Source organism: Curtobacterium sp. MCLR17_045 (assembly GCF_003234405.1).
Lineage (GTDB): Bacteria > Actinomycetota > Actinomycetes > Actinomycetales > Microbacteriaceae > Curtobacterium > Curtobacterium flaccumfaciens.
Map to the genome: position 1 here is coordinate 94,275 of NZ_QKTB01000002.1, position 26,663 is coordinate 120,937.

Below are 26,663 nucleotides of genomic sequence, written 5' to 3' on the forward strand. Positions count from 1 at the left end.
GAGTCCGCGGGGGACCAGTTCGGGTTGAGGATCGACCATCTCGCATCCACCGAGGCGGGCTCGTACACGCTTGATGCGGCCACAGAGCTTGTGCTCTCGGTGCCGCACAAGCTGACCGCCGGGTGCGCTGGGTCCAGTCCTGGAGGTCGTCAAAGATCTCTATGCGCACGGGGATGCGAATTGCCGGGTGTGGCTCTACACGGTCGCGAAGGTGGTACGCCGCACACTCGGCGAGGCGGAGTAGGCGCTCTCTTTCAGCGTCCGGTGTGATCCCGCGATGGCCACTGAAACGAAGAAGCCCACCGAGATCCTCGGTGGGCTTCTGTCATCGTGTCAGACACGTTTCGGTCGGGCTGACAGGATTTGAACCTGCGACCCCTTGACCCCCAGTCAAGTGCGCTACCAAGCTGCGCCACAGCCCGCGAGTTCCGGAGAACTCAGGATCCAGGAGGATCCTCGCCCACGTCCGACCGGAGCGCGAGCGACCGGTCCAGCATAGCGGACGTCAGACCCCCTCCGTGCCACGGCGAGTCGGAGCAACGCGACGCGAACGACACGCTCAGCCCGGCCGCACCACCTCGCGCCGCGCCGCCAACCACGGCAACCCGAGCCCGACGAGCAACCCGCCGGACCCGTCCGCCGCCAGGTCCCCGATCGTGTCGTCGTACCCGACGAAGATCTTCGAGTCGACGAAGTTGTGCCCGAGCCACTCCCCCATCTCCCAGACCGCCCCGACCGCGAGTCCCGCACACAGCGCGAGCACCGCGACGACCACCCGGCGCTCGGCGTGCGGGGCCGGCACAGCGCGCAGGTCGGCACCGATGACGTAGAGCACCGCCGCGAGCAGCCCGGTCAGCACGACGTGCATGAACTTGTCCCACAGGAAGACGGTCGTGTACCACTCGAGCACACTCGACCACCCGGCGAGGAGCACGAGCACGCACACCGCCACGTCGAAGGCCGGCCGCAGCCCGAGCATCCGCGGCACCACGACCCCGAGCAGCGCCAGCGCCATGACCGGGAACGCCGTCCCACCCCACCCGACGCTCGCCACGACGACGCTCACGAGCGTCAGCGCCCGCACCACGTCGGCCACCAGGAACCGCGGCCGCAGGAACGTCGGCCCGAGCGTGGCGATCACGACGCCCACCGCACGACCGCGTGCACGGCGGCGTGGTCGGACGGCCAGACGCCGCCCGGCCGCCGCACGTCGACCGCGACGCGGTCCACCTCCGCCTCAGCGGTCACGAGCACCCCGTCGATCCGCCGGCCACCGACACGCGGACTCCCGTAGTGCGGGTACGTCCCGTAGGGCTCACCCACCTGCCTGGAGGCCCGCCCCCAGCTGTCCTCGACCCCAGCCTCCGCCAGGGCTCGCCATGGTGCGGATCCGGCGGGGCTGTTCCAGTCGGCCATGACCACGGCGGGCAGGCCGCGCTGCCGGACGATCCGGCCGAGCAGTTCGGCGGACCGCAGCCGGGCCCACGGCGAGGCGACGTCGAGGTGGGTGGCGATCGCCAGGAACCGAGCGCCGGTCGCGCGGTCGTCGACGACGGCTCCGACGGCGTGCCGGGGGAAGGACGTGGCCCACGACCGCGAGCCGGGGCGGTGGGGCGTGCGGGAGAGCGCCCAGGTGCGGCGCTCGACGACGTCGAGGCGGGAACGGTCGAGGAACAGGCCGACCTGTTCACCACCTCCGCGCGCTCCCCGTCCGGCCAGGACGGGCTCCCAACCCGACCCGAGGCCGGCGGTGAGGTCGTCCGCCTGCGTGGGCAGGGCCTCCTGGACGGCGACGACGGTGGGCGCTTCGGACGTGACGAGCGCGAGCACGGCGTCGCGGCGACGCTCCCAGGCGTCCGGGTGGGTCAGCTGCCGCGGCACGCGGCGACGCACGTTGAGCGTCATGCAGTGCACCTCGGGCGACCGGACCGGTCCGATGAGCGGGCGGTCGTCGGGGTGGTGGGGCATGCCTCCCTTCTACGAGACGACACCCGTCGGATTCTCAGGGACCTCTCCGTCTGGCTCGTATGGTGGCTCGATGCGTTCTCGTTCCACCCCTCGTCTCCTGGTCGCGATCGCGGTCTCCGGCCTGCTGCTCGGAGCCGCCGGGTGCACGTCGAGCGGACCGGACACGAGCCGCCCGACGTTGGCGAAGGCCTCGGCCGACACCGTCACGGTGGCCGACGCCTCGGACGCCGCCGCCCGGTCGGTCCGCGTCAGCAAGGCCCTGTTCGCGAGTGCCCCGGGAGCGGTCGTCGCCCGGGCCGGCGACACCGACGGCATCCGCGATGCGGCGAAGGCTGCGGCGAGCGCCCACGTCCCGGTGCTGCTGACGGCCAAGGACAAGAGCACTGCCGTCGCCCGCGAGCTCGACCGGCTCGGTGCCGACTGGTACCAGGCCGAGGGCGACCTGTCGCTCGACACGGACGTCGAACAGCGGCAGGCGCCAGACGGCGGTGACGCGCCGGAGTCGACCCGGGCCTCCCGGCAGGCGACGGTGGTGGTGGCGGACGCGAGTGCGGACGCTGCTGCCGTAGCAACAGCGAAGGCCGCCGGCGCTCGCGTCGTGACCATGCCGGAGGGCGTGACCGACCCGGCTGCCGCACCTGACGTGGTGACGGCGCTGCACGAGCGGGCGAAGCACCCGACGGTCCTGGTCGGTGCGGCGTTCGACGCCCTGCCGAACCCGGAGTGGACGGTGCGGGCGGCCGAGGGCGGGTTCCAGCTGCGGAACGGCGGTCAGCGGCCGTTCGACGGGCACCGGTACGTCGCGCTGTACGGGGCTCCCGGGGCGCCTGCGCTGGGCGTGCTCGGCGAGCAGGGGCCGAAGGAGACCGTGCAGCGTGCCGAGCAGGTCGCGAAGCCGTACCGGGCGGAGTCCGACGAGCTCGTGACGCCCGCGATGGAGGTCATCGCGACCGTCGCCGCGGGGGACGCCGGAGCCGACGGCGACTACTCGACGGAGCTGCCGGTGTCGACGCTCGAGCCCTACGTCGACGCCGCGCACGATGCGGACATGCCGGTCATCATCGACCTGCAGCCGGGCCGCTCGGACTTCCTGTCGCAGGCCAAGAAGTACGAGTCGCTGCTCAAGAAGCCCGGCGTCTGGCTGGCGCTCGACCCGGAGTGGCGGCTGACGAAGGACCAGGTGCCCCTCAAGCAGATCGGGAGTGTCTCGGCCTCCGAGGTGAACGAGGTGTCCTCGTGGCTGGCTGCGCTCGTGCGCGATGAGGGGCTGCCGCCGAAAGCCCTGGTGCTGCACCAGTTCCGGCTGTCGATGATCCAGGACCGCTCCGCGCTGCAGACCCACCCGGAGCTCGACATGCTCGTGCACGTCGACGGGCAGGGGTCGCAGCCGGACAAGCAGGCGACGTGGAAGGCACTGCACCAGGGCGCGCCGGATGGGCTGCACTGGGGCTGGAAGAACTTCTATGACGAGGACACGCCCATGCTGACGCCCGCGCAGACCATGCAGGACGTGCAGCCGACACCGTCGTTGGTCACCTACCAGTAGGGCCCGGTTGGTCCGGTTGTCCACAGCCGGGAGGCGCGGGTCGGGTTTCGTCGGTTGCTCCTGACAGCATGGGGGCATGTCTGGTCTTGGTGTCGGGTCCACCGCGTCGTCTTCCGTGTCCCCCTCTGCGGACATCGCCGCCGAGGCGCAGCAGGCGCTCGCTGCGCTCACGGGGCGCCCCGACGCGGTGTTCCACCCCGGCCAGCTCGAGGCCATGTCGGCGCTGGTCGAGCACCGGCAGCGCGCCCTCGTCGTCCAGCGCACCGGGTGGGGCAAGTCGGCCGTGTACTTCCTGGCGACGCTGTTGCTGCGCCGACGCGGGGGCGGCCCGACGGTCCTGGTCTCGCCGCTGCTCGCCCTGATGCGTGACCAGGTCGCCGCTGCCGCGCGGGCCGGTGTCCGCGCGGTGTCGATCAACTCCGCGAACGCCCACGAGTGGGGCGAGACCCAGGCCGCCCTCGCCCGTGACGAGGTCGACGTGCTCCTCGTCTCCCCCGAGCGGCTGAACAACCCGAAGTTCCGCGACGAGCAGATGCCGACCCTGATCGCCCGGATGGGCATGCTCGTGGTCGACGAAGCGCACTGCATCTCGGACTGGGGCCACGACTTCCGGCCGGACTACCGCCGACTGGCCGAGCTCATCCGGTCGCTCCCCCACGGCGTCCCCGTCCTGGCCACCACCGCGACGGCGAACGAGCGCGTGGTCGAGGACGTCGCCGAGCAGCTCACCGCCGGCCCGGCCGACCCGGTCTTCACCATCCGTGGGTCCCTGGCCCGCAAGTCCCTGCGCCTCGGTGTGCTCACGCTGCCCGATGCCCGGCAGCGGCTCGGCTGGCTCCTCGCGCACCTCGGCGACCTGCCCGGCAGCGGCATCATCTACACACTCACCGTCTCGGCAGCCGAGGACATCGCACGACTGCTGCGCGACAACGGGTACGCCGTCCGTGCCTACACCGGGCGCACCGACACCGACGAGCGCGAACAGCTCGAACAGCAGCTCAAGGGCAACGAGCTGAAGGCCCTGGTCGCCACGAGTGCGCTCGGCATGGGGTTCGACAAGCCCGACCTCGGGTTCGTCGTGCACGTCGGCGCTCCCTCGTCGCCCGTCGCCTACTACCAGCAGATCGGTCGTGCGGGTCGTGCGACCGACAACGCCGACGTCCTGCTCCTGCCCGGACGCGAGGACCGCGAGATCTGGCAGTACTTCGCCAGCGCCTCGATGCCGACCGAAGCCCGCGCCGCCGCCGTGCTCGGCGCCCTGTCCACCGACACCGCGATGTCGACCGTGGCGCTCGAGGGCCTGGTCGACATCAAGCGCTCCACCCTCGAACTCCTGCTCAAGGTGCTCGACGTCGACGGCGCCGTCCGACGCGTCACCGGCGGCTGGGTGTCGACCGGGCAGCCGTGGGAGTACGACGCACCCCGGTACGAGCGGGTCGCAGCGGCCCGTGCCGCCGAGGCAGCGTCGATGCTCGACTACGAGTCCACCTCGGCCTGCCGCATGCAGCTGCTGCAGCAGGACCTCGACGACCCCTCGGCCGAGCCCTGCGGCCGGTGCGACAACTGCGCCGGCGCCTGGTTCCCGACCGCCGTGTCCGACACCGACTCGTCCGGAGCCGCGGCCGCGCTCGACAAGGTCGGCGTCGAGATCGCCCCGCGTGCCCAGTGGCCCTCGGGGATGTCGTCGCTCGGTGTCTCCGTGCGGGGCAAGATCGGCCCGGACGAGCTCGTGCAGCCGGGCCGTGCGGTGGCGCGTCTGACCGACCTCGGCTGGGGTGGTCCACTGCGTGCGCTGTTCTCACCGTCCACCCCCGATGCCCCGATCTCGCGCGAGCTCGTCGACGGCTGTGTCCGGGCGCTTAAGGACTGGCCGTGGGAGGCCCGGCCGACCGGCGTCGTGGCGATGTCGTCGCGGTCACGGCCCGAGCTCGTGGGGTCCCTCGCCCAGGCGCTGTCCACCATCGGGCGGCTGCAGTTCCTCGGCACGCTCGGCCGCGCTGGCGGGACCCCTCGTGGCGACGGTGCGACGAACAGCGCCTACCGGTTGTCCGGCGTGTGGGACACCTTCGTGGTCGATCCGTCGCTCGCCGCCGCCCTGCAGTCGCACGAGGGCCCGGTGCTGCTCGTCGACGACCTGGTCGACAGCCGGTGGACGATGACCGTCGCCGGTCGGGAGCTCCGGCGCGCCGGGGCATCCGCCGTGCTGCCGTTCGCCCTGGCCACGGTCGCCTAGCCCGCTCGCGCCGCCCCACATCTGTTTTGCGACAGTCCACGTGTCGATCGACTCGTGTTCTGTCGCGGAGCCGGTCCGCCGCCCGCCGGAGCCCTACTGCCGCGCGGGCTTCGGGAACGTGGCCCGCATGTGGTCGCTCGTCAGCACGTCGCCGATACCGACCATGAGCACCGAGAACAGGATCTGCTCGATGACCATCCAGAACGGGTAGAGGCCCGGGATCGCCGCGACGATCAGCGTCACGATCGGGAAGATCCGGCTGAACAACCGCATCCGCTGGTACGCCCAGTAGTACCCGAGCTGTGCCCGCCAGGCGAACACGTAGAGCGTCAGGGTGATGAGCAGCACCACGGTGGACCGGAACCACACCGCCCACGACAGGGACTCCCCCGCGCGGGTCAGCAGCACGGCGACCACGATTGCGGTGAGCCCGACGACGGTCTCCGCGACGAGCAGCCACCGGATCCACCGGAACGAGCGGACGGTGTCGGGGTGTTCGAGCATGTCCTCGCGGATCACGTACCCGGCCTGCCGACCTCCGGCCAACCGGTCGAGCCGCAGACGGCACCACACACGGTCGGCGAGCACACCGAGTCCGTCGTTCTGCTGCGTCACCAGTACATCGTGCCCCATCCCAGCGGTGGCGGCGGACGCGGCACAGCCACGAGCACCGATGCGGAACGAGACTGTCGACGTCGGACGACCACGACGCAGTCGTTCTGCGTCGGCGCAGCGCACCCCAACCCGCCCAGCCCGGCCCCGCTCAGTCCGACGGGACGAGTGCCGCGCCACCGAGCACGGTGCCGGTGTCGGCGTCGAGCAGGACCAGGGAACGGACCTCGTCGGGCAGTGACCACGGGTCGCTGAGCACGACGGTCAGCCCCTGTTCGACCCCGGCTGCCTGGAACAGGTCGTAGGACTCCCCGGCGGGTGTCCACACCGGCTTCGAGCCACCGCGCACCGTCCCCGCGGACAGCACGACGTCGACCGGGCCGTCCCCGCCGGTCTCCAGGTGGTCGATCTCCACCGCGAGCGTCTCGTCATCCGTGTTCCCGGCGATCCGCACGTGCCCGGAGGCCGCAGCCCCGATGCCGACGATGTCACCGGAGACCGGCGGGACGCGGCGCCACCACGGGTCGATGGGCGAACCGTCGACCGGACGGACGGGTTCCGGCTCGATCGGTTCCTCGAGGCCGTTGGACGGCGGCAGTCGGACGTCGGGCGACTGCGCCGGCTCGGAGGGCACGGAGTCGGCACGGGTGACCGCGTCGCCGTCGTCCGGTGCGTGCGAGATCGTCCACAGGGACACCGAACCCACGACGACCACACCGACGAGGAAGCCCACCAGGGCGAGCCGACGTCGGTCCGCTGCCCACGGCCCGGTACCCACGCCCCCATGATGCCGCACCGGCGCGCCGGACCGGCCCCGGGCCTCCAGGCCGAACGCGAACGCAGAACGCGCCCCGACGGATCGAGGCGCGTTCTGCGTGACGGGCGGGAGGGCTCAGCGCTTCCGGCGCTCGCGCACCCGCATGTTGACGTTGATCGGCGTGCCGGAGAAGCCCCAGACCTCGCGGAGGCGACGCGTGATGAAGCGTCGGTACTGCGGGTCGAGGAACGCCGACGTGAAGAGCACGAAGGTCGGCGGCTGGCTCGACGCCTGGGTCCCGAACAGGATGCGGGGCTGCTTGCCGCCGCGAACGGGGTGGGGGTGTTCCTGCACGAGCTCGGCGATGAAGGCGTTGACCTTGCCGGTCGGGATGCGGGTGTCCCACGACTCGAGGGCGGTCTCGAGCGCGGGCACGAGCTTCTCGAGGTGGCGGCCGGTGCGGGCGGAGATGTTCACGCGCGGGGCCCAGGCGACGTGCGCCAGGTCCTGCTCGATCTCGCGCTCCAGGTAGCGGCGGCGCTCGTCGTCGAGCAGGTCCCACTTGTTGTAGGCCAGCACGAGGGCACGGCCGGACTCGAGGACGAGGTCGATGATGCGGAGGTCCTGCACGGACACCGGCTCGGTGACGTCGAGGACGACGACGGCGACCTCGGCCTTCTCGAGCGCGGCCGTGGTGCGGAGCGAGGCGTAGAAGTCGGCGCCCTGCTGCATGTGGACGCGCTTCCGGATGCCGGCGGTGTCGACGAAGCGCCACACCTTGCCGCCGAGCTCGATCTGCTCGTCCACCGGGTCACGGGTGGTGCCGGCGATGTCGTTCACGACGACCCGCTCTTCACCGGCAGCCTTGTTGAGCAGCGAGCTCTTGCCGACGTTCGGACGGCCGAGGATGGCCACACGGCGGGGGCCGCCGACCTCCTGCTTGGCGACGGCCGAGGTGTCGGGCAGCGTCTTGATGATCAGGTCGAGCAGGTCCGCGACGCCACGGCCGTGCAGGGCCGACACCGGGTGCGGCTCGCCGAGCCCCAGGTTCCAGAGTTCGTAGGCGTCGAGTTCACGGCGCTCGTCGTCGGCCTTGTTCGCGACGACGATGACGGGGCGGTCGGTGCCGCGGAGCATCTTCACGACGTGCTCGTCGGTGGCGGTGATCCCGACCGTGACGTCCACGACGAACAGCACGGCGTCGGCGAGGTCGATCGCGACCTCGGCCTGCGCGGCGACGGAGGCGTTGATGCCCTCGGCGCCGGGCTCCCAGCCGCCGGTGTCGACGAGGGTGAAGCGCTTGTCGTTCCAGTCGGCCTTGTAGCTGACACGGTCGCGGGTGACGCCGGGGACGTCCTGCACGACGGCCTCGCGACGACCGAGGATGCGGTTCACGAGCGCGGACTTGCCGACGTTCGGGCGGCCGACGATCGCGAGCACCGGGTATGCGGGCAGGTAGTGGACGCCGTCCTCGCCGACCTGACCGGCCTCGAGCAGGGCGAGGTCCTCGTCCTCGAGGTCGTACTCCTCGAGTCCGGCGCGGAGCGCGGTCGCGCGCTGCTCGGCCTCGGCCTCGTCGAGTCCGGCGAGCCGCTCGCCGAGGGCGTCGTCGTACCGGGGGAAGTCGTCGTTGTCCGGGTTGTCCAGCTGAGCCATCTTGGGTTCCTCGCGAGCGGCCGGGGCCGCGGTGTCGGTGGCCGTTGCCGGCCGGGGCCGGGGGTCCGGCCGTGGTGTGACCAGGCGGCCGAGGCCGTCCGGTCGTGCGTCAGTGCGTGGCCGCGCGGGCCAGGTCGACGACCGCCTGCACGGTCTGGTCGAAGTCGAGGTCGGTGGAGTCGAGCGTCGTGACGCCGTCGGCGGCGTTCATGAAGTCGACGACCTTCGCGTCCGCCGCGTCGCGACGAGCGAGTGCTGCGGAGGTCTCGGCGGCCGACTGGGTCGTGACCTCTGCCGAGCGTCGGGCCATTCTAACGGACTCGTCGGCCGTCAGCAGGATCCGGACCTCGGCGTCGGGTGCGACGACCGTGGTGATGTCCCGGCCCTCGGTGATGATGCCCGGGGCGTCGGTCTTCCGCATGACGTTGCGGAACAGCTGGACCAGGCGCTTCCGGACGTCCGGGAGCTTGGCGATGTGGGCGACCGCGCCGGTGACGTCGGGGGTGCGGATGGCCTCGGTCACGTCGGTCTCCCCCACCTTGACGTAGTAGTCGTCGGGGTCGGTGCCGATGGCGTAGTCGAAGGTGTCCCAGCTCGCCAGGACCGCCGCGGCGTCGTCGAGGTCGACCTGCTGCTGCAGGGCGTGCCACGCGAGTGCACGGTAGGCGGCGCCGGTGTCCTGGTACCCGTAGCCCAGAGCGCGTGCAGCCGCGCGGGAGACGCTCGACTTGCCGCTGCCGGCGGGGCCGTCGACCGCGATGACGATCTTCGCCACGTAGGCGCCGTCGGCCAGGCCGGACGGCATCGGGGCGCTGGTCGAACCGGGCTCCCCGCCGGGCTCACCGAGGCCGCCGGCCGGACCGCCGAGCGGACCGCCGTCGCCGCCGGAGCCGTCACCCGGGCCGCCGAGCGGCCCGCCGGCACCACCGGTACCGGGCGTCGGGAGGCCGGAGTCGGGCCCGTCGGTCCCACCGGCCGGAGCGCGTCCACTGATCACGCCGGAGTCGTTCGTGTCGTCGTTCAGGCCCATGCTGCTGCGATCCTCCATCCGCGCCCCTCGAGTTCCTCGACGAGTCGCTGTTCCTGCTCGGGCAGCACCGACACCTCGACGATGCCGATCTGTGCGCCCGGTGAGTGCTCGAGGCGCATGTCCTCGAGGTTGATGCCGATCTCCCCGATGAACGTCAGGAGTGCGGCGATCTGCCCGGGGGTGTCGTCGACCAGGACGACCACCTGGGCGAAGCGCTTGGTGGTGCCGTGCTTGCCGGGCAGTCGTTCGACCCCGCGGTTGCCGTCGGCGATGGTCTCGGCGATGGTGCGCGGCGATCCGGCACCGTCCGGGTCGCCGAGCGCGTCGATCACGCGGGACAGGTCGTCGCGCAGGTCGGTGAGCACCGGCCGGATGTGCCCGGCGTTCGCCCCGATGATCTGCACCCAGAGCCCCGGGTCGCTCGCGGCGATCCGGGTGACGTCGCGCACGCCGCCGCCGGCCAGGCCGAGCGACCCGTCGGGGGCGTCCCGCAGGCGCGAGGCCATCAGCGTCGACACGAGCTGCGGCGCGTGCGAGACGTAGGCCACGGCGAGGTCGTGCGACTCGGGGTCCATCGGCACGACGGTGGCGCCGACGTCGAGCGCGAGGTCCTCGACCACCGCGGCACGCTGGTACGTGATGCCGTCGTGCCCGGCGATGACCCAGGGGCGGCCGACGAACAGGTCGGCGCGGGCGGCGGTCGGACCGCTGCGCTCGCGTCCGGCCATCGGGTGCGACCCGATGTAGCGGGAGACGTCGGCCCCGGCCGCCACCAGGGCGGCGAGCGGCCCGGACTTCACGCTGGCGACGTCGGTCACCACGGCGTCGGGGTGGGCAGCGAGCTCGCGCTCCACCACCATCGCCACGACGTCCGGCGGCACCGCGACGACGATGAGCTCCGGCTGGTCGCCGGCGGACGGTCGACGCCCGGCGCCGTAGTCCACGGCGAGCGCCAGTGCGGCGGGCGAGACGTCGTCGAGGACGACGTCCACGCCCTTCTCGCGCAGGGCGAGACCGATCGAGGCGCCGAGCAGCCCGGCACCGACGACCCGGACCGGGCCGCGCAGACGGCGGTCGATGTCGGTCGGGGTCACGTCGGTCACCGGGCAAGCCTACCGATCGAGGCTCGGGCATCGGTCGATGCCCGAGCGTCGGGTTCGGTCAGTCCGCCGACTCGTCCTCGTACTCGTCGTCGTCCTGGTCGAGCGCGACGTCACGGTCGTCACGAGCGGACGGCTTCGCGTCACGGACGGTGCTGAGCAGCTTGCCGACCTCGACGGTGCCGAGCTCGCGCATCTTGCCCGGCGGCAGGCTGCCCAGGTGCAGCGGTCCGAACGACCGGCGGACGAGTTCGAGGACCGGGTGGTCGACGGCCTCGAGCATGCGACGGACGATGCGGTTGCGGCCGGAGTGCAGCGTGATCTCGACGAGCGACTCACCCCGCGAGGACTCGAGCAACCGCACCTTGTCGGCCTTGATCGGACCGTCCTCGAGCTCGACGCCCTCGGTCAGGCGCTGCACCACGGCGGGGTTCACGTTGCCGTGGACCTTCGCGATGTACGTCTTCTGCACACCGAACGACGGGTGCGCCAGCACGTGTGCCAGGTCGCCGTCGTTCGTCAGGACGAGCAGCCCGGAGGTCTCGGTGTCGAGACGGCCGACGTTGAACAGGCGCTCCTCGTAGCGGTCCACGAACTCCGTCAGGTCGCGGCGACCGCGCTCGTCCTGCAGGCTCGAGACGACACCGGTCGGCTTGTTCAGCACGATGTAGCGCCGCGACGAGTCGATCTGCACGGGCACGCCGTCGACGCTGATCGCGTCCTTCTCGGGGTCGACGCGACGCCCGAGGGCGTCCACGACCTCGCCGTTGACCGTCACGCGGCCCTCGACGATCAGGTTCTCCGCGACCCGGCGGGATGCCACGCCGGCAGCGGCGATCACCTTCTGCAGGCGCTCACCCTCTGCCTGGAGGCCCGGCTCGGCCCCGGCAGGAGCCGTTCCGTCCGCCGCGTCCCAGTCCTCGATGATCGGCCGTTCGGGCGTGCCCTCGGCCGGGTTGCCCCGGTCGTCGCGCTGCCCGCTCGGCTTCGGCGTGGTGCGGTCGCTGTTGCGGACGCTCGTGGTGCCGCCGACGTAGCGGCGGCCGTTGTGCCAGACGCGGCTCTGCTGGCCGTCGGGAGTCCGGCGGTCGTCGCGCCGGTCGTCGCGGGGAGCGGAGCTGCCACGGTCGTCGCGACCCCGGTACCCACCGCGGTCGTCGCGGGGAGCGGAGCTGCCACGGTCGTCACGGCCCCGGTACCCACCACGGTCGTCGCGCGGGGCGGCGCTGCGGTCGTCACGGCCCCGGTACCCACCACGGTCGTCGCGCGGGGCGGCGCTGCGGTCGTCACGGCCCCGGTACCCGCCGCGGTCGTCGCGCGGAGCGGAGTTGCCGCGGTAGCCACCACGGTCACCGCCGCCGGATCGGTCATCGCGACCCCGGTAGCCGCCACGGTCGTCACGCGGAGCCGAGTTGCCGCGGTACCCACCACGGTCGTCACGCGGAGCCGAAGCACCACGGTCGTCACGACCCCGGTAGCCACCACGGTCGCCGCCACCGGAACGGTCATCGCGACCGCGGTAGCCACCACGGTCGTCACGCGGAGCCGAAGCCCCACGGTCGTCGCGGCCGCGGTACCCACCACGGTCGTCACGCGGAGCCGAGTTGCCGCGGTACCCACCACGGTCGCCGCCACCGGATCGGTCATCGCGACCGCGGTACCCACCACGGTCGTCACGCGGAGCGGAGTTCCCGCGGTAGCCCCGACGGTCACCACCGCGGTCGTCGCGAGGAGCGGACCCACCACGGTCGTCACGGCCGCGGTAGCCACCGCGATCGTCACGCGGAGCCGAGTTGCCGCGGTACCCACCGCGGTCGCCGCCACCGGCACGGTCGTCACGGCCCCGGTACCCACCACGGTCGTCACGGGGCGCCGAAGCCCCGCGGTACCCACCACGGTCGCCGCCGCGGTCGTCGCGCGACGGGTACCCGCCACGACGGTCGTCGTCACGCGGCGGGCGTGCGCCCCCGCGGTCGTCGCGACCGTACCCGCCGGAGCGGCCACCGGCACTGGAGCCGGCCCCGCCGCGTCCGCCGGCCGGGCGGCCGGAGCGATCCGGGCCTCCCGAGCGTCCGTTGCGGTCGTCTCGGTCTCGGGGCGCGCCGCGCCCCCGGTCGTCAAACCCTGCCATCGGGGATCCCTTCGTTCTGCTCGAAGCCGTCCGCACCGTCGTCCAGGAGGGGCGAGATGAGCGGCAGCTCGTCGAGCGAGTTGATGCCGAGCTGCTGCAGGAGCAGGTCGGACGTGACGTAGTTGATGGCGCCGGTCTCGGCGTCGGTGAACGACTCCTCGATGAGGCCGCGTGCCACCAGGGTGCGGACGACGCCGTCGACGTTGACGGCGCGGATCGCAGCGATCTGCGAGCGGGTGATCGGCTGCTTGTAGGCGACGACCGCGAGGGTCTCGAGTGCGGCCTGCGACAGCCGCGAGGGGCGCTCGGCCTCGACGAACTGCTCGACCACGGGGTCCAGGTCGGCGCGGACGTAGAAGCGCCAGCCGCCACCGACCTCGCGCAGTTCGAAGCCACGGCGGATCGTGCCGTCGACGCCGTCGAAGTCGGCGACCAGGCGTTCGATCGCCTGGCGGACGGCGGGGACGGGCGAACCGACCGCAGCACCGAGTGCGACGAGCGACTGCGGCTGGTCGGCGATCATGAGGATGGCCTCGAGCTGCCGGTCGATGGGGATGGTGGGGTGGGACTGCGTTGCGGCGCGCTCGTGGATCTCGTGCTCGATCGCGCGGGCGTCGGCCATCTCGTCAGCGCCGCCGGGTTCGGCGCTGGACGTGTCGTGCACGTCATCCGTCATAGTCGGCTCCCAGGTTCGCGAGGCTCTCGTCGGACCAGTCCTCGGCGGTCCACCGCAGTGTCAGCTCCCCGAGCGGCTCGAGCTGCTCGAACGAGATCGACGCGTTCCGGTACAGCTCGAGGATCGCGAGGAAGCGAGCCACCACGATACCCGTCTGGTCGACGCCCGCGACCAGTTCACGGAACGAGACCCCCTCGCCATCGCGGGTGCGGAGGATCGAGACGACGATCGCGGCCTGTTCGCGGATGCTGATGAGCGGGGCGTGCAGGTGATCCAGGCCGACGGTCGGGATCTCCCGCGGGGCGAAGGCCAGCGCGGCCAGTGCGGCGAAGTCCTGCACCGACAGGGTCCAGACGAGCTCCGGCGTCCGCGCGCGGAACCGTTCCTCGAGCCGGACGCTGCGGACGTGCCGGCGCGACTCGACGCCCCAGCGCTCCCCGAACCAGTCGGCGGCCTGCTTGAACGCGCGGTACTGCAGCAATCGGGCGAACAGCAGGTCGCGGGCCTCGAGCAGGGCGACGTCCTCGGCGTCCACGAGCTCACCCTGGGGCAGCAGCCCGACGATCTTCAGGTCGAGCAGAGTCGCCGCGACGACGAGGAACTCGCTGGCCTCGTCGAGTTCGTCGGCGGACTCGGCCTGCCGGACGTACTGGATGAACTCCCCCGTCACGGCACCGAGCGACACCTCGGTGATGTCGAGCTCGTGCTTCGTGATGAGCGACAGCAGGAGGTCGAACGGTCCGTCGAAGTTGGCGAGCCGGACCCGGAACCCCGCGTCAGGCGACGGCGCCACGCTGGACGAGCTCTCGTGCGAGCTGCCGGTAGGCGTGGGCGGCAGGGTGGTCCGGCGCGGTCTGCGTGATCGGGCGTGCGGACACGGTGGCGTCCGGGAACTTCACGGTGCGGCCGATGACGGTGTCGAGCACGCGGTCGTCGAAGGTGTCGACGACCCGCTCCATGACCTCGCGCGAGTGCAGCGTGCGCGAGTCGTACATGGTCGCCAGGATGCCGTCGAGCTTGAGCGCCGGGTTGAGACGGTCGCGCACCTTGTCGATCGTCTCGATGAGCAGGGCGACACCGCGGAGCGCGAAGAACTCGCACTCGAGCGGGATGAGGACGCCGTGTGCCGCGGTCAGGGCGTTCACGGTGAGCAGGCCGAGCGACGGCTGGCAGTCGACCAGGATCACGTCGTAGTCGTTCGCGACCTTGCGCAGCACGCTCGCCAGGATCTGCTCGCGGGCGACCTCGTTGACCAGGTGCACCTCGGCCGCGGACAGGTCGATGTTCGCCGGGATGACGTCGAGGCCGGGGGTGTTCGTCGGCTGGATGACCTGGTTCGGGTCCTTCACGGCACCCATGAGCAGGTCGTAGACGGTGTGGATGTCGTGCGTCCGGACGCCGAGGCCCGCGGACAGCGCACCCTGCGGGTCGAAGTCGACGGCCAGGACCTTGCGGCCGTACTCGGCGAGCGCAGCGCCCAGGTTGATGGCGGTCGTGGTCTTGCCGACGCCGCCCTTCTGGTTGCAGAGCGCGATGATGCGGGCGGGTCCGGTGCTGTCGAGTTCCTCGGGCACGGGGAAGTCCCGGACGGGACGCCCCGTCGGACCGTGGGTGGTCGCGCCGGTGGGGTTGGTCGTCGGGTTCGGGCTCACCCCGTCATCGTACCGGCGACCTCGGGCTGGGCCGGGTCGCACCGCCGCGGGACCGCCGCGCTGCTGCTCGTCAGGCAGCGCGCAGGGCGACGCGCATGCTGTCGACCCGCTCCGCGATCACGGGGTCGGTCGACCACCGCTGCTGTAGTCGGCCCACGAGCTCGCCGACCTGCTCGCGGTCGAGCCCCGGGTGCAGCGCCAGTCCCACCGTCAGCTCCGGCCCGGCGAACCGGCCGACCGGGTCGCCCGGCGCGAGTTCGACACGGGCGACGCTGGGCTCCCCCTCGACCGAGGCCGCGAAGGCCCGGGCCACCTCGGGGTCCTCGAAGCACGGGGTCCACGGCAGGTCCTGCCCGAGCGCCCAGACCGCCGGACGTCGCAGCACGAACTCGGTCGGCGACTTCGGGTCGAGCACGACGAGCTGGGTGTCCTCGCTCGCCGCGGCCATCGCCACACGGCGGGACTCCACCGGCACCGGTCGCGCGTCCGGGTCCCACGCGTGCATGGCGTCCACCGAGGTGAACGCCGGCATCACGCTGCGACCGTCCGGACCGGCGACCGTCACGATCGAGAGTTCCTGGGTCTTGTCGACGAGCTTGCCCTCGTCGGTCTCCCCCACGTCACCGGCCTCGGCGATGAGCGGGATGAGCAGCCGGGCGGTCCGGAGCGCCTCGACGATCGCCGCCTGGGACGCACCGTCGGCGATCGCACCGATGGCCGCGACCACCGCGGGATCGGCGAGTCCGTCGTCGTCGGCGAACGCGGTGTCGTGGTGGTCGAACGTGCGGCCTTCCCACGAGAAGCCCGCCGAGTCCGCCGCCCCGCCGGGGGTGTGCGCGTCGTCGGCGTCCGGCCCGGTGCCGCGGCCGTTCGAGATGCCCGCCACGGCGTTACTCGGAGGCGATGTCGAGTGCGGCCGGCAGCGTGAACGCCCCGGAGTACAGCGCCTTGCCGATGATCGCGCCCTCGAGCCCGTACGGCACGAGTTCGCGGAGCGCACGGAGGTCGTCGAGCGTCGAGATCCCGCCGGAGGCCACCACGGGCTGGTCGGTCCGGTCGCACACCTGGCGGAGCAGTTCGACGTTGGGCCCCTGCAGCGTGCCGTCCTTCGTGACGTCGGTCACCACGTAGCGGGCGCACCCGGCGGCTTCCAGCCGGTCGAGCACCTCCCACAGGTCACCGGCGTCCTCGGTCCAGCCGCGGCTCGACAGCGTGGTGCCGCGGACGTCCAGCCCGACGGCGATCTGCTCGCCGTACTCACCGATCACCCGCGCGGCCCAGTCCGGGTTCTCGAGCGCCGCGGTGCCGAGGTTCACGCGCGCCGCACCGGTCGCCAGTGCCGCTTCGAGCGAGGCGTCGTCACGGATGCCACCGGACAGCTCGACGGAGACGCCCTCGACCTCGCGGACGGCGTGTGCGATCACCCGGCGGTTGTCGCCACGACCGAAGGCTGCGTCGAGGTCGACGAGGTGGATCCACTCGGCACCCTGGTCACGCCAGGTCCGGGCAGCGGCGACGGGGTCGCCGTAGCCGGTCTCGCTCCCCGCCTCGCCCTGGGTGAGTCGCACGGCCTGTCCGTCGACGACGTCGACAGCCGGCAGCAGGACGAGGGGCGGGGTGTCGGTGAGGTCGGTCATGGTCCTGTCGGTTTCGTTGCGGTGGAGAAGGGGCTGCGGACAGCCGGGAGGCCCGGTGCGCGTCCGGCACGGCCGTCGCGCCCGGCACCGGCCGGGTTCAGAGCGAACGCACCCAGTTGGAGAGCAGGCGGATGCCCGGCTCGCCGGACTTCTCGGGGTGGAACTGCGTGGCGGTGAGCGGCCCGTTCTCGACCGCGGCGATGAACGGCTGCCCGTGCTCGGCCCAGGTCAGACGGGGCGCACGGAACGGCCCGTACGCATCGAGCGGGAAGTCGGTCACGCCGTAGGAGTGCACGAAGTAGAAGCGCTCGTCGTGCAGTCCGTCGAACAGCACGGAGTCCTCGGGCGCCTGCACGGTGTTCCAGCCCATGTGCGGCAGCACCTCGGCCTGGATCTCCTGCACGGTGCCGGGCCACTGGCCGAGCCCTTCGACGTCGGCACCACGCTCGATGCCGCGAGAGAACAGGACCTGCATGCCGACGCAGATGCCGAGCACGGGTCGCCCGCCGGCCAGACGGTGGTCGACGATCTCACCACCCTGCACGCCCTCGAGCTGGTCGATCACGGCGGCGAACGCCCCGACGCCGGGAACGAGCAGGCCGTCGGCCTTGAGTGCCGCCTGCTTGTCCGAGGTCAGGGTGACCTCGGCGCCGGCGCGCTCGAGTGCCTTGGCGGCGGAGTGGACGTTCCCCGACCCGTAGTCGAGGACGACGACGTTCGGCTTGGCGGTTGTCACAGGGCGCCCTTCGTGGAGGGGATGCCGTCGACGCGCGGGTCCAGCTCGACCGCCTTGCGCATGGCTCGGGCGAACGCCTTGAACTCGGCTTCGGCGATGTGGTGGGGGTCGCGGCCCTCGAGCACGCGGACATGGACGGTGATGCCGGCGTTGAACGTGATCGCCTCGAACACGTGGCGGACCATCGAGCCGGTGAAGTGGCCGCCGATGCGGTGGAACTCGAAGCCCGCGGGCTCGCCGGAGTGCACCAGGAACGGACGCCCGGAGACGTCGACGACGGCCTGGGCCAGCGCTTCGTCCAGCGGGACCAGGGCGTCGCCGTACCGGCCGATGCCGGAGCGGTCGCCGAGGGCCTGCTTGATCGCCTGACCGAGCACGATGCCGGTGTCCTCGACGGTGTGGTGCACGTCGATGTCGGTGTCACCCGTCGAGCGCACCCGCAGGTCGATCAGGGAGTGCTTGCTGAACGCGGTCAGCATGTGGTCGAAGAACGGCACGGAGGTCGAGATCGACGAGGTCCCGGTGCCGTCCAGGTCGAGCTCGAGTTCGACACTCGATTCGCTCGTCGAACGGCTGATCGAGGCGGTGCGGGCGGTCATGCCTTAACCCTAACCGGCGGCTGCTCGGCGGCGACCTGCCGCATGGCGTCGAGGAACGCGGTCGTCTCGGCTTCGGTCCCCGCACTCACCCGCAAGTGGTTCGGGATCCCGAGGTCGCGCACGATGACGTCGCGCTCGAGCAGCGCTTCGAACGCGGCGTTCGGGTCGGCGACAGCACCGAACAGGACGAAGTTCGACCAGGTCTCGTAGGTGCGGTACCCCATGGCCTGGAGCTCGGTGACCATGCGGTCACGCTGCCCCTTGATGTCGTCGACCATCGCCAGCATCTCGGGGGCGTGCCGGAGTGCCGCGATCGCCGCCGCCTGGGTCAGCGCGGACAGGTGGTACGGCAGCCGGACCAGCCGGACGGCGTCGACGACGGCGGGGTGTGCGGCCATGTACCCGACCCGGGCACCGGCGAACGCGAACGCCTTGCTCATCGTGCGGGAGACCACCAGGCGCTCACGACCGGGCAGCAGCGTGAGGGCACTCGGGGCGTCGGACGGCATGAACTCGGCGTACGCCTCGTCCACCATCACGATGCCGTCGGTCGCGTCGTAGGCGGCCGCGATCGTCTCGATGTCGAGCGGGGTCCCCGTCGGGTTGTTCGGCCCGCACAGGAACACGATGTCCGGCTGGTGCTCTCGGATCGCCGCCACGACGGTCTCGGGCGAGATGCGGAACTCGTCGTCCCGCTGGGCAGGGATCCACGTGGTGCCGGTGCCCGACGCGAGGATCGAGTGCATCGAGTAGGTGGGCGGGAACCCGAGCACCGAGCGACCGGGCCCGCCGAACGCCTGGAGGAGCTGCTGCAACACCTCGTTCGATCCGTTGGCCGCCCAGAGCTGCTCGGCGGTCAGGTCGTGTCCGAGGTAGTCGGCGAGCGACTGCCGGAGCTCGGTGAACTCGCGGTCCGGGTAGCGGTTGACCGTCAGCAGGGCCTGCCGGACCGACTCGACGATGTCGGCAGCGACGTCGTCCGGAACGGGATGCGTGTTCTCGTTGACGTTGAGCTGCACACGGACGTGCTTCTGCGGGGCGCCGTAGGGGCTCTGCCCGCGCAGGTCGTCTCGGATCGGGAGGTCTTCGAGCGTGAATGCCACCGATCCATCGTAGGCCGCTGTCACCGTGCGACGACCAGCCGTCTGGACGGCGCTGCCCGAGTGGCTACTCGCCGTCGGTGTACTTGGTGGGGATGGCGATCTCTTCGCCGGCCTGCAGCGCGGAGCCGTCGAGCGCGTTGAGGCTCACGACGTCCTGCACGAAGTCACGCGGGTCCGAGTTCGGCGCCGTCTGCTCGGCGAGCTGCCAGAGCGTCTCGCCCGGCTGGATCGTCACGGTCTCGAACTGGGTGCGGGCGCCGCCGGCGGTGGCGTCTCCGGCGGAGGCCTGCCCGCCGTTCAGCACGCCGAGGGCGACGACGATAAGGAGCGGGAGCGCGGCCAGCGTCGTGAAGACGATGCGGCCGCGACGCGTCAGACGCAGGCGGGTACGCACCGCGGGCGCCGCGGTGCGCTGGATGTCAGCGATGGCGATGGTGCTCATGTCGTTCTTGCCTTCCCGTTCGGTGGAACCGAAGTCGTGTACCGAACATAGTTTCGAATCAGACGACGCACAAGTCCTGGGAGTGGATTTCTGCGGGGTTTTCTTGCGACACGCTCGAACAGGTGTTTGTCCGGCCCTGGCTGGTCGGATACTGTTTCGATCGACTGGGACAAGCCTGACGGGGACCACCGACATTCCCGCCGCGGCCGGACCGGCACCGACGAAAGCGAGACGACGTGGTGGACGAACTGCGGGGCCAGAAGCCGCTGACGCCGAAGCAGCAGGCGATCTTCGACGCGATCCGTGCGTCGATCGCCTCACGGGGCTACCCGCCGAGCATGCGCGAGATCGGCGACGCCGCCGGGCTCTCCTCACTCTCCAGCGTCTCCCACCAGCTCGGCCAGCTCGAGCTCGGTGGCTGGATCCGCCGCGACCCGAACCGACCGCGCGCGCTCGAGGTCCTGGTCGACGAGCCGTCGTCCGACGTCGGCGGACCGGACATCGACGCCACCACGCTCGTGCCGCTCGTCGGCCGGATCGCCGCCGGTGTCCCGATCACCGCCGAACAGCACGTCGACGAGATCATCCCGCTCCCCCGACAGCTCGTCGGCACGGGCGAGCTGTTCATGCTCAAGGTCGTCGGTGAGTCGATGATCGACGCCGCGATCTGCGACGGGGACTGGGTCGTCGTCCGGTCGCAGCAGACAGCCGAGAACGGTGACATCGTCGCGGCCATGCTCGACGAAGAGGCGACGGTCAAGGTCTTCCGCCAGCGCGACGGTCACACGTGGCTGCTGCCGCGCAACTCCGCCTTCGAGCCGATCCTCGGCGACGCGGCCTCGGTGCTCGGCAAGGTCGTCGCGGTCCTCCGCTCCCTCTGACCGCGGCTCGCGCTGCACCGACGCGGGACGCCGTCGTCACCGCACGACGCCCCCTGCACGACGAAACGCCGCCGGATCCGGCGGCGTTTCGTGTGTTCCGGGGCGTCTCGGCGACGTGACGGTGTCCGGCGGACCCGTCACGGGCCTCCAGGCCGCGCGGCAGCGCTCCCCAGCGCCAGCGCCCGCCGGAGCCGGTCGTCAGACGGTCGGGACCGGCGTGACCACGTAGGGCTCGAGCTCGGAGACCTGCCGCTGGAAGACGCGCACCCGCAGGCGCGTGCCGTCCTCGACGTAGTCGACGGACTCGACCGAGCCGGTGTCGTGCAGCGACGACACCAGGTCGCCGCGGTCGTACGGCACGACGATGGTCAGGTCGACGTCGGGCTCGGGGAGGCGGTCCTCGATGACGCCGAGGAGCTCCGGGATGCCCTCACCGGTGCGCGCAGACACGAACACCGCGTCCGGCACGAGTCCGATGAGCACGAGGCGCTGCGCGTCGTCGATCAGGTCGGCCTTGTTGAAGACGACGATCTCCGGGATGTCACCCGCACCGACGTCGCCGATGACCTCGCGCACGGTGGACAGCTGCGCACCGGGGTCGGGGTGCGAGCCGTCGACCACGTGCACGATGACGTCGGCGTCGCCGACCTCTTCGAGGGTGGAGCGGAAGGCCTCGACGAGCTGGTGCGGCAGGTTGCGGACGAAGCCGACCGTGTCGACGAACGTGAACTCCCGGCCCTTGGCGCTCTCGGTCCGACGGACGGTGGCGTCCAGCGTCGCGAACAGCTGGTTCTGCACCAGCACGCCCGCGCTCGTCAGCCGGTTGAGCAGCGACGACTTGCCGGCGTTGGTGTAGCCCGCGATCGCGACGCTCGGCACCTCGTTGCGGTTGCGCTCGGCACGCTTGGCCTCACGGGCCGGGGTGAACCCGGCGATCTGCCGGCGGAGCTTCGCCATCCGCGTGTGGATCTTGCGGCGGTCGAGCTCCATCTTCGTCTCACCGGGGCCACGAGAGCCCATGCCAGCGCCTCCGGAGACCTGGCCACCGGCCTGCCGGGACATCGAGTCACCCCAACCGCGCAGTCGAGGCAGCAGGTACTGCAGCTGGGCGAGTTCGACCTGCGCCTTCCCCTCGCGGGTCTTCGCGTGCTGGCTGAAGATGTCGAGGATCACGGCCGTGCGGTCGATGACCTTCACCTTCACGACGTCCTCGAGCGCACGACGCTGCGAGGGTGCCAGTTCGGTGTCGGCGATGACCGTGTCGGCGCCGGTGGCCTTGACGACCATCGCGAGCTCCTGGGCTTTGCCCTTGCCCAGGTAGGTGGCCGGGTCCGGGTTCGGCCGACGCTGGAGGAGCCCGTCGAGCACCACGGCGCCCGCGGTCTCGGCGAGTGCCGCGAGCTCACGGAGGGAGTTCTCGGCGTCCTGCGCGTCGCCCTGGGGGTACACGCCGATGAGGACGACCTGCTCGAGCCGCAGCTGGCGGTACTCGACCTCGGTGACGTCCTCGAGTTCGGTGGAGAGGCCGGCGACACGGCGCAGAGCCGCACGGTCCTCACGGTCGTACTGGTCGCCGTCGCCGGTCCAACTGCGGTCGTCGACCGACTGCGTCTGGATGGCCTGGGCGGGTGCGAAGATGGACGATGCTGCGCGGTGGTCTGCGTTGCGCAACACCCTCTCGACGACACCGTCTGCGCTGTCGTCGTTGGTCTGGTGGTTCTGCTGATGGGTATCCGTCATCCTGTGCACAGGCTACCTCTGGAGGCCCTGCGACACACTCGGTTGCCGGTACGGTTCATCCATGGCGAACGACCACTACTTCTCGGCCAGCCCCGAGAGCGAACTCCGGCCGCGCCAGGTGCACGTCACGCTCGCCGGTCAGCCCCTCACCCTGTCGACCGCGGCGGGGGTCTTCAGCCCCGACGGCGTCGACCGCGGCACGAAGGTCCTGCTCGGTTCGGTGCCGGCGCCCGCTGCCGACGGAGCCCTGCTCGACATCGGCTGCGGCTGGGGCCCGATCGCGATCACGATGGCCCTGCAGTCCCCCGACGCCCAGGTGTGGGGCGTCGACGTCAACGAGCGGGTGCTCGGGCTCGCGCGCGCCAACGCTGCTGCTGCGGGGGCGTCGAACGTCACGATCGCGCTGCCCGACGACGTGCCGGCCGACCTGCGCTTCCGCACGATCTGGTCGAACCCGCCGATCCGTGTCGGCAAGGACGAGCTGCACCAGATCCTGCTGACGTGGCTGCCCCGGCTCGAGGTCGGGGGCGACGCCTGGCTCGTCGTGTCGAAGGACCTCGGGGGCGACTCGTTGCAGAAGTGGCTCGTCGGCGCGCTCGGCTCGGGGTTCGCGGTCACGCGGGAGTCGACGGCGAAGGGGTTTCGCGTGATCCGGGTGCAGCGCAGCGCGTAGGGCGCGTGCGCGAGCGCGGGCGCTCACATCGTGAGCACAAATGGTCGGGTCGCCGCTGGGCATCCGACCATTTCTGCTCACGAAGCGGCAACGAGGCTCCGCGTCAGACCGTCAGACCGTCAGGTCGCCGGAGAACACGAGCTCGGCGGGACCGGACAGCGAGACGTGCTCGCCGTCCTCGGTCGCCGTCATCCGCACCGTCAGCAGCCCGCCCGGCACCCGCACGCGCCAGGTGTCCGGCGCCCCCGCACCGACCCAGTAGCGCGTCGCGAGGGCCGCAGCGACGGCCCCGGTGCCGCATGACAGCGTCTCACCGCTCCCCCGCTCGTGCACCCGCATCGTGATCTCGCCGACGCCGTCCTTGATCAAGGGGTCGCCGGGCAGCACGAACTCGACGTTCGCACCGTGCTCCGGCGCCGGGTCGAGCACCGGCAGGAACGTCAGGTCGAGGTCGGCCAGTTCGTCCTCGGTCTCGACAGCGACGACCACGTGCGGGTTGCCCACGTCGATGCCGATGCCGGGCCGCGCCCCGTCGAGGTTCTTGGCCCGGACGAGCACGTCGTCGGAGCCACCGCCCTCGATGCCCAGGCCCCAGCGACCGAGGTCGGCGGCGAACCCGTTCGTGGTGCGCTGGATGTCGACCAGACCCTTGCGACTGCCGACGGTGAGCGTCTCGCCGGGAGCGAGCTCGACCAGGCCGGACTCGGTCAGGTACCGGGCGAACACGCGGATGCCGTTGCCGCACATCTCCGCGACCGTGCCGTCAGCGTTGTGGTAGTCCATGAACCAGGTCGCCTCGGGCTCGACGGCCACGAGCGCCCGCCCCTCGGGGATCGCCTCGGACCGCACGGCGCGGATCACGCCGTCGCCGCCCACGCCGAAGCGCCGGTCCGCGATGGCGCGGATCCGCTCGGGGGTCAGGTCGACGGTGGCATCGGGGTCGGCGAACAGGACGAAGTCGTTGCCGGTCCCCTGGCCCTTGGTGAAGTGCAGCTCGGTCACGGCACGATCCTACGGGCCAGTTCCGACAGGTCGGCGCGGTCCGCCCCCGTGACGTCGAGCGTCTCGGCCTCGGCGTACCGGCGGAACCACGACACCTGCCGCCGGGCGTACTTCCGGGTCGCGATGCCGGTCGCCTCGACCGCCTGCTCGCGGGTCGCCGTGCCGCCGAGCACCTCGAGCGCCTGCGAGTACCCGATCGCGCCCCGCGCGGTCTTGCCCTGCTCGAGTCCCTGCTCGCGGAGCGCCGCGACCTCGTCGACGAGTCCGGCCTCGAACATCCGCGCGGCCCGCTCGTGCAGCGCCGACACGAGCTGCTCGCGGTCACGCCGCAGGTGCAGGATCCGGGACGGTCGCCAAGCGCTGGGCGCGGCCGGGAGGCTCGGGGTCACGACCTCGGAACGGCTCGCGATCTCGAGTGCACGGATCAACCGCCGTGGGTTGCGCGCGTCGATCGTCGCGGCGGCCGCCGGGTCGAGGGTGCGGAGTCGCTCGAGCAGGATGCCCGGGCCGAGCTCCTCGTGCTCGCGCTCGAGCTGCGCGCGGAGCGCGGGATCGGTGCCCGGGAACGCGAGGTCGAACAGCACCGCGGAGACGTACAGGCCGCTGCCGCCGACGAGGACGGCCACGCCACCGTCGGCTTGGATCCGGTCGACGTCGGCGCGGGCGGCGACCTGGTAGGCGGCGACACTCGCCTCGTCGGTGACGTCGAGCACGTCGAGCTGGTGGTGCGGGATGCCGTGCCGCTCGGCCGGCGGGAGCTTCGCGGTGCCGATGTCCATGCCCCGGTACAGCTGCATGGCATCCGCGTTGATGATCTCCGCGCGACGGCCGGCAGCGCGCAGCCGTTCCGCGATCGCGATGCCGAGGTCGGACTTCCCGGTGCCCGTCGCCCCGACGACTGCGATCAAGTCCGCGGCGTCACCGGATGCGAGCAACGCGTCGCTCGTCGGCACAGCCCCGGGGAGTTCAGCGGCCGACACGGAGCGTGGGCAGCCCGAGCGAGACCGGACGGGGCCCGTCGCCCGTGGCGGCAGCGGGCGTGGGCACGCCGCAGCTCTCGGCCTGCGCGCGGTCCCAGGCGTCGCCGGCCCGGGTGCGTCGGATGCGCAGCGGCGCGTCGTCGTCGGCGAGCAGGAAGTGCGGTGCGGCACGGGTGATGTCGACGGTGACGACGTCGCCCGGGCGCGGGACCTCGGACCCGGCGGGCACGGTGAAGTGCACGAGCCGGGAGTCCTCGGCGCGACCGGAGAGCCGGCGGGTGGCGTCGTCCTTGCGGCCTTCACCGGAGGCGACGAGCACTTCGACGCTCCGGCCGACCTGCAGCGCGTTCTCTTCCGCGGTGATGTGTTCCTGCAGGGCGACGAGTCGCTCGTAGCGCTCCTGCACGATGTGCTTCGGCAGCTGGTCGTCCATCGTCGCGGCCGGCGTGCCCGGGCGGATGGAGTACTGGAACGTGAACGCCGAGGCGAACCGTGCCTGCTCGACCACGCGCAGGGTGTCCTCGAAGTCGGCGTCGGTCTCGCCGGGGAACCCGACGATGATGTCGGTGGAGATCGCCGCGTGCGGGATCTTCGCGCGGACGCGGTCGAGGATGCCGAGGAACCGCTCGCTGCGGTAGCTCCGGCGCATGGCCTTGAGCACCCGGTCGGAACCCGACTGCAGCGGCATGTGCAGCTGGGGCATCACGTTCGGGGTCTCGGCCATCGCGTCGATGACGTCGTCGGTGAACGCCGCCGGGTGCGGGCTCGTGAAGCGGACGCGCTCGAGGCCCTCGATGGCACCGGTGGCCCGCAGCAGCTTGCCGAACGCCTGTCGGTCGCCGAACTCGACCCCGTAGGAGTTCACGTTCTGCCCGAGCAGCGTGACCTCGATCGCGCCGTCGTCGACCAGCGCTTGGATCTCGGCCAGGACGTCACCGGGACGGCGGTCCTTCTCCTTGCCACGGAGCGAGGGGACGATGCAGAACGTGCAGGTGTTGTTGCAGCCGACGGAGATGGAGACCCAGCCGCTGTGCGTCGAGTCGCGCTTGGTGGGCAGCGTCGACGGGAAGACGTCGAGCGCCTCGAGGATCTCGATCTGCGCCTCGTCGTTGTGCCGCGCCCGCTCGAGCAGGGTCGGCAGCGACCCCATGTTGTGCGTGCCGAAGACGACGTCGACCCACGGCGCCTTCTCGAGGATGACGTTCTTGTCCTTCTGCGCCAGGCACCCGCCGACGGCGATCTGCATGCCGGGGTGCTCGCGCTTGATCCCCGCGAGCTGCCCGAGGTTGCCGTACAGCCGGTTGTCCGCGTTCTCGCGCACGGCACAGGTGTTGATGACGACGACGTCGGCCTGCGCACCGTCCGCCGCGGTGTAGCCCGCGGCCTGCAGTGACCCGCTCAACCGCTCGGAGTCGTGGACGTTCATCTGGCACCCGTAGGTGCGGACTTCGTAGGTGCGGGGGCGCGCTTCGACGGTGGCCATGGTCGTCCCAGTGTAGGTCGGAGCGG

The 26,663-nt window shown here is 71.6% G+C and carries 25 protein-coding genes and 1 tRNA gene; 4 read left to right on the forward strand and 22 right to left on the reverse strand.

What is annotated here, in order from left to right; translation table 11 throughout:
* Window positions 1-348: 348 nt before the first annotated feature.
* The 3 genes from DEJ05_RS02620 to DEJ05_RS02630 form a co-directional block, all read right to left on the reverse strand.
* Window positions 349-422, reverse strand: a tRNA-Pro gene (locus tag DEJ05_RS02620).
* A gap of 137 nt (window positions 423-559) precedes the next feature.
* Window positions 560-1,141 (reverse strand): hypothetical protein, encoded by a 582-nt coding sequence (locus DEJ05_RS02625; protein ID WP_071245046.1) that lies wholly within the window; start codon window positions 1,139-1,141, stop codon window positions 560-562.
* Window positions 1,138-1,968 (reverse strand): endonuclease/exonuclease/phosphatase family protein, encoded by an 831-nt coding sequence (locus DEJ05_RS02630; protein WP_111109677.1) that lies wholly within the window; start codon window positions 1,966-1,968, stop codon window positions 1,138-1,140. Before DEJ05_RS02630 ends, DEJ05_RS02625 begins: the two co-directional genes overlap by 4 nt.
* 70 nt (window positions 1,969-2,038) lie before the next feature.
* Between DEJ05_RS02630 and DEJ05_RS02635 the strand changes: the two genes are divergently transcribed.
* Window positions 2,039-3,514 carry a hypothetical protein gene (locus DEJ05_RS02635; protein ID WP_111109678.1) on the forward strand — a complete coding sequence of 492 codons (1,476 nt, stop codon included), beginning with the start codon at window positions 2,039-2,041 and terminating at the stop codon, window positions 3,512-3,514.
* Window positions 3,515-3,590: 76 nt separating this feature from the next.
* Entirely contained in the window at window positions 3,591-5,747 is a 2,157-nt protein-coding gene (locus tag DEJ05_RS02640; protein WP_181440632.1) for an ATP-dependent DNA helicase RecQ, read from the forward strand.
* Window positions 5,748-5,840: 93 nt separating this feature from the next.
* Here the strand turns inward: DEJ05_RS02640 and DEJ05_RS02645 are convergent, their stop codons facing one another.
* The 15 genes from DEJ05_RS02645 to DEJ05_RS02715 all read right to left on the reverse strand — a co-directional run bounded on the left by DEJ05_RS02645 (window position 5,841) and on the right by DEJ05_RS02715 (window position 19,878).
* On the reverse strand, window positions 5,841-6,362 hold the full coding sequence (locus DEJ05_RS02645) for a hypothetical protein (protein ID WP_111109679.1): 522 nt from the start codon (window positions 6,360-6,362) through the stop codon (window positions 5,841-5,843).
* A 148-nt stretch (window positions 6,363-6,510) separates the two neighbouring features.
* Entirely contained in the window at window positions 6,511-7,137 is a 627-nt protein-coding gene (locus DEJ05_RS02650; protein ID WP_146245000.1) for a hypothetical protein, read from the reverse strand.
* Window positions 7,138-7,251: 114 nt separating this feature from the next.
* The gene (der, locus tag DEJ05_RS02655; RefSeq protein ID WP_071405612.1) at window positions 7,252-8,772 is read right to left on the reverse strand and encodes a ribosome biogenesis GTPase Der; all 1,521 of its coding nucleotides are present in this window, start codon (window positions 8,770-8,772) and stop codon (window positions 7,252-7,254) included.
* 109 nt (window positions 8,773-8,881) lie between these two features.
* Window positions 8,882-9,577, reverse strand: a complete 696-nt coding sequence (cmk, locus tag DEJ05_RS02660) for a (d)CMP kinase (RefSeq protein WP_071405656.1) — start codon at window positions 9,575-9,577, stop codon at window positions 8,882-8,884.
* A 215-nt stretch (window positions 9,578-9,792) separates the two neighbouring features.
* Window positions 9,793-10,905 carry a prephenate dehydrogenase gene (locus DEJ05_RS02665; RefSeq protein ID WP_111109681.1) on the reverse strand — a complete coding sequence of 371 codons (1,113 nt, stop codon included), beginning with the start codon at window positions 10,903-10,905 and terminating at the stop codon, window positions 9,793-9,795.
* Window positions 10,906-10,963: 58 nt separating this feature from the next.
* Window positions 10,964-11,752 carry a pseudouridine synthase gene (locus DEJ05_RS18280; RefSeq protein WP_231495626.1) on the reverse strand — a complete coding sequence of 263 codons (789 nt, stop codon included), beginning with the start codon at window positions 11,750-11,752 and terminating at the stop codon, window positions 10,964-10,966.
* A 1,267-nt stretch (window positions 11,753-13,019) separates the two neighbouring features.
* Entirely contained in the window at window positions 13,020-13,709 is a 690-nt protein-coding gene (scpB, locus tag DEJ05_RS02675) for an SMC-Scp complex subunit ScpB (protein WP_258370495.1), read from the reverse strand.
* Window positions 13,699-14,502, reverse strand: a complete 804-nt coding sequence (locus DEJ05_RS02680; RefSeq protein WP_171907825.1) for a ScpA family protein — start codon at window positions 14,500-14,502, stop codon at window positions 13,699-13,701. The genes scpB and DEJ05_RS02680 overlap by 11 nt, the downstream gene beginning before the upstream one ends.
* Window positions 14,486-15,361: a ParA family protein gene (locus DEJ05_RS02685; RefSeq protein ID WP_017885900.1), complete on the reverse strand. Its 876-nt coding sequence runs from the start codon at window positions 15,359-15,361 to the stop codon at window positions 14,486-14,488. The genes DEJ05_RS02680 and DEJ05_RS02685 overlap by 17 nt, the downstream gene beginning before the upstream one ends.
* A gap of 70 nt (window positions 15,362-15,431) precedes the next feature.
* Window positions 15,432-16,247 (reverse strand): SseB family protein, encoded by an 816-nt coding sequence (locus tag DEJ05_RS02690; protein ID WP_111030464.1) that lies wholly within the window; start codon window positions 16,245-16,247, stop codon window positions 15,432-15,434.
* A 4-nt stretch (window positions 16,248-16,251) separates the two neighbouring features.
* The gene (gene priA / locus DEJ05_RS02695) at window positions 16,252-16,998 is read right to left on the reverse strand and encodes a bifunctional 1-(5-phosphoribosyl)-5-((5-phosphoribosylamino)methylideneamino)imidazole-4-carboxamide isomerase/phosphoribosylanthranilate isomerase PriA (RefSeq protein ID WP_017885902.1); all 747 of its coding nucleotides are present in this window, start codon (window positions 16,996-16,998) and stop codon (window positions 16,252-16,254) included.
* Window positions 16,999-17,095: 97 nt separating this feature from the next.
* Window positions 17,096-17,734, reverse strand: a complete 639-nt coding sequence (gene hisH / locus DEJ05_RS02700) for an imidazole glycerol phosphate synthase subunit HisH (protein ID WP_111109683.1) — start codon at window positions 17,732-17,734, stop codon at window positions 17,096-17,098.
* On the reverse strand, window positions 17,731-18,333 hold the full coding sequence (gene hisB / locus DEJ05_RS02705; RefSeq protein ID WP_027464776.1) for an imidazoleglycerol-phosphate dehydratase HisB: 603 nt from the start codon (window positions 18,331-18,333) through the stop codon (window positions 17,731-17,733). Before hisB ends, hisH begins: the two co-directional genes overlap by 4 nt.
* Window positions 18,330-19,436, reverse strand: a complete 1,107-nt coding sequence (locus tag DEJ05_RS02710; protein WP_111109684.1) for a histidinol-phosphate transaminase — start codon at window positions 19,434-19,436, stop codon at window positions 18,330-18,332. Before DEJ05_RS02710 ends, hisB begins: the two co-directional genes overlap by 4 nt.
* A gap of 64 nt (window positions 19,437-19,500) precedes the next feature.
* Window positions 19,501-19,878: a LysM peptidoglycan-binding domain-containing protein gene (locus DEJ05_RS02715; protein WP_027464774.1), complete on the reverse strand. Its 378-nt coding sequence runs from the start codon at window positions 19,876-19,878 to the stop codon at window positions 19,501-19,503.
* Between the two features lie 236 nt (window positions 19,879-20,114).
* On the opposite strand from DEJ05_RS02715, the gene lexA reads away from it, so the two are divergent.
* Window positions 20,115-20,759 (forward strand): transcriptional repressor LexA, encoded by a 645-nt coding sequence (gene lexA / locus DEJ05_RS02720; protein ID WP_027464773.1) that lies wholly within the window; start codon window positions 20,115-20,117, stop codon window positions 20,757-20,759.
* Between the two features lie 198 nt (window positions 20,760-20,957).
* Here lexA and hflX read toward each other — a convergent pair whose 3' ends face one another.
* A complete protein-coding gene (gene hflX / locus DEJ05_RS02725; protein ID WP_111030468.1) occupies window positions 20,958-22,499 on the reverse strand; it encodes a GTPase HflX in 1,542 nt (513 codons plus the stop codon).
* 61 nt (window positions 22,500-22,560) lie between these two features.
* Here hflX and DEJ05_RS02730 point away from each other — a divergent pair, with 61 nt between their 5' ends.
* A complete protein-coding gene (locus DEJ05_RS02730) occupies window positions 22,561-23,172 on the forward strand; it encodes a class I SAM-dependent methyltransferase (RefSeq protein WP_111030469.1) in 612 nt (203 codons plus the stop codon).
* 111 nt (window positions 23,173-23,283) lie between these two features.
* On the opposite strand, the gene dapF is transcribed toward DEJ05_RS02730, so the two are convergent.
* From dapF to miaB, 3 genes are read right to left on the reverse strand one after another with little or no spacing between them, the layout of a single operon-like run.
* Window positions 23,284-24,174 (reverse strand): diaminopimelate epimerase, encoded by an 891-nt coding sequence (gene dapF / locus DEJ05_RS02735; RefSeq protein ID WP_027464770.1) that lies wholly within the window; start codon window positions 24,172-24,174, stop codon window positions 23,284-23,286.
* Window positions 24,171-25,082: a tRNA (adenosine(37)-N6)-dimethylallyltransferase MiaA gene (gene miaA, locus DEJ05_RS02740; RefSeq protein ID WP_258370492.1), complete on the reverse strand. Its 912-nt coding sequence runs from the start codon at window positions 25,080-25,082 to the stop codon at window positions 24,171-24,173. The genes dapF and miaA overlap by 4 nt, the downstream gene beginning before the upstream one ends.
* 58 nt (window positions 25,083-25,140) lie before the next feature.
* On the reverse strand, window positions 25,141-26,637 hold the full coding sequence (gene miaB / locus DEJ05_RS02745) for a tRNA (N6-isopentenyl adenosine(37)-C2)-methylthiotransferase MiaB (protein ID WP_111030470.1): 1,497 nt from the start codon (window positions 26,635-26,637) through the stop codon (window positions 25,141-25,143).
* Window positions 26,638-26,663: the final 26 nt, after the last annotated feature.

What these genes read in the sequence shown, in the direction of transcription:
- DEJ05_RS02630 (WP_111109677.1), bottom strand. Translation starts at nt 1,968, where the DNA reads ATGCCCCACCACCCCGACGACCGCCCGCTCATCGGACCGGTCCGGTCG.
- DEJ05_RS02635 (WP_111109678.1), top strand. Translation starts at nt 2,039, where the DNA reads ATGCGTTCTCGTTCCACCCCTCGTCTCCTGGTCGCGATCGCGGTCTCC.
- DEJ05_RS02640 (WP_181440632.1), top strand. Translation starts at nt 3,591, where the DNA reads ATGTCTGGTCTTGGTGTCGGGTCCACCGCGTCGTCTTCCGTGTCCCCC.
- der (WP_071405612.1), bottom strand. Translation starts at nt 8,772, where the DNA reads ATGGCTCAGCTGGACAACCCGGACAACGACGACTTCCCCCGGTACGAC.
- cmk (WP_071405656.1), bottom strand. Translation starts at nt 9,577, where the DNA reads ATGCCGTCCGGCCTGGCCGACGGCGCCTACGTGGCGAAGATCGTCATC.
- scpB (WP_258370495.1), bottom strand. Translation starts at nt 13,709, where the DNA reads ATGACGGATGACGTGCACGACACGTCCAGCGCCGAACCCGGCGGCGCT.
- priA (WP_017885902.1), bottom strand. Translation starts at nt 16,998, where the DNA reads ATGACCGACCTCACCGACACCCCGCCCCTCGTCCTGCTGCCGGCTGTC.
- hisB (WP_027464776.1), bottom strand. Translation starts at nt 18,333, where the DNA reads ATGACCGCCCGCACCGCCTCGATCAGCCGTTCGACGAGCGAATCGAGT.
- DEJ05_RS02715 (WP_027464774.1), bottom strand. Translation starts at nt 19,878, where the DNA reads ATGAGCACCATCGCCATCGCTGACATCCAGCGCACCGCGGCGCCCGCG.
- hflX (WP_111030468.1), bottom strand. Translation starts at nt 22,499, where the DNA reads ATGACGGATACCCATCAGCAGAACCACCAGACCAACGACGACAGCGCA.
- DEJ05_RS02730 (WP_111030469.1), top strand. Translation starts at nt 22,561, where the DNA reads ATGGCGAACGACCACTACTTCTCGGCCAGCCCCGAGAGCGAACTCCGG.
- miaB (WP_111030470.1), bottom strand. Translation starts at nt 26,637, where the DNA reads ATGGCCACCGTCGAAGCGCGCCCCCGCACCTACGAAGTCCGCACCTAC.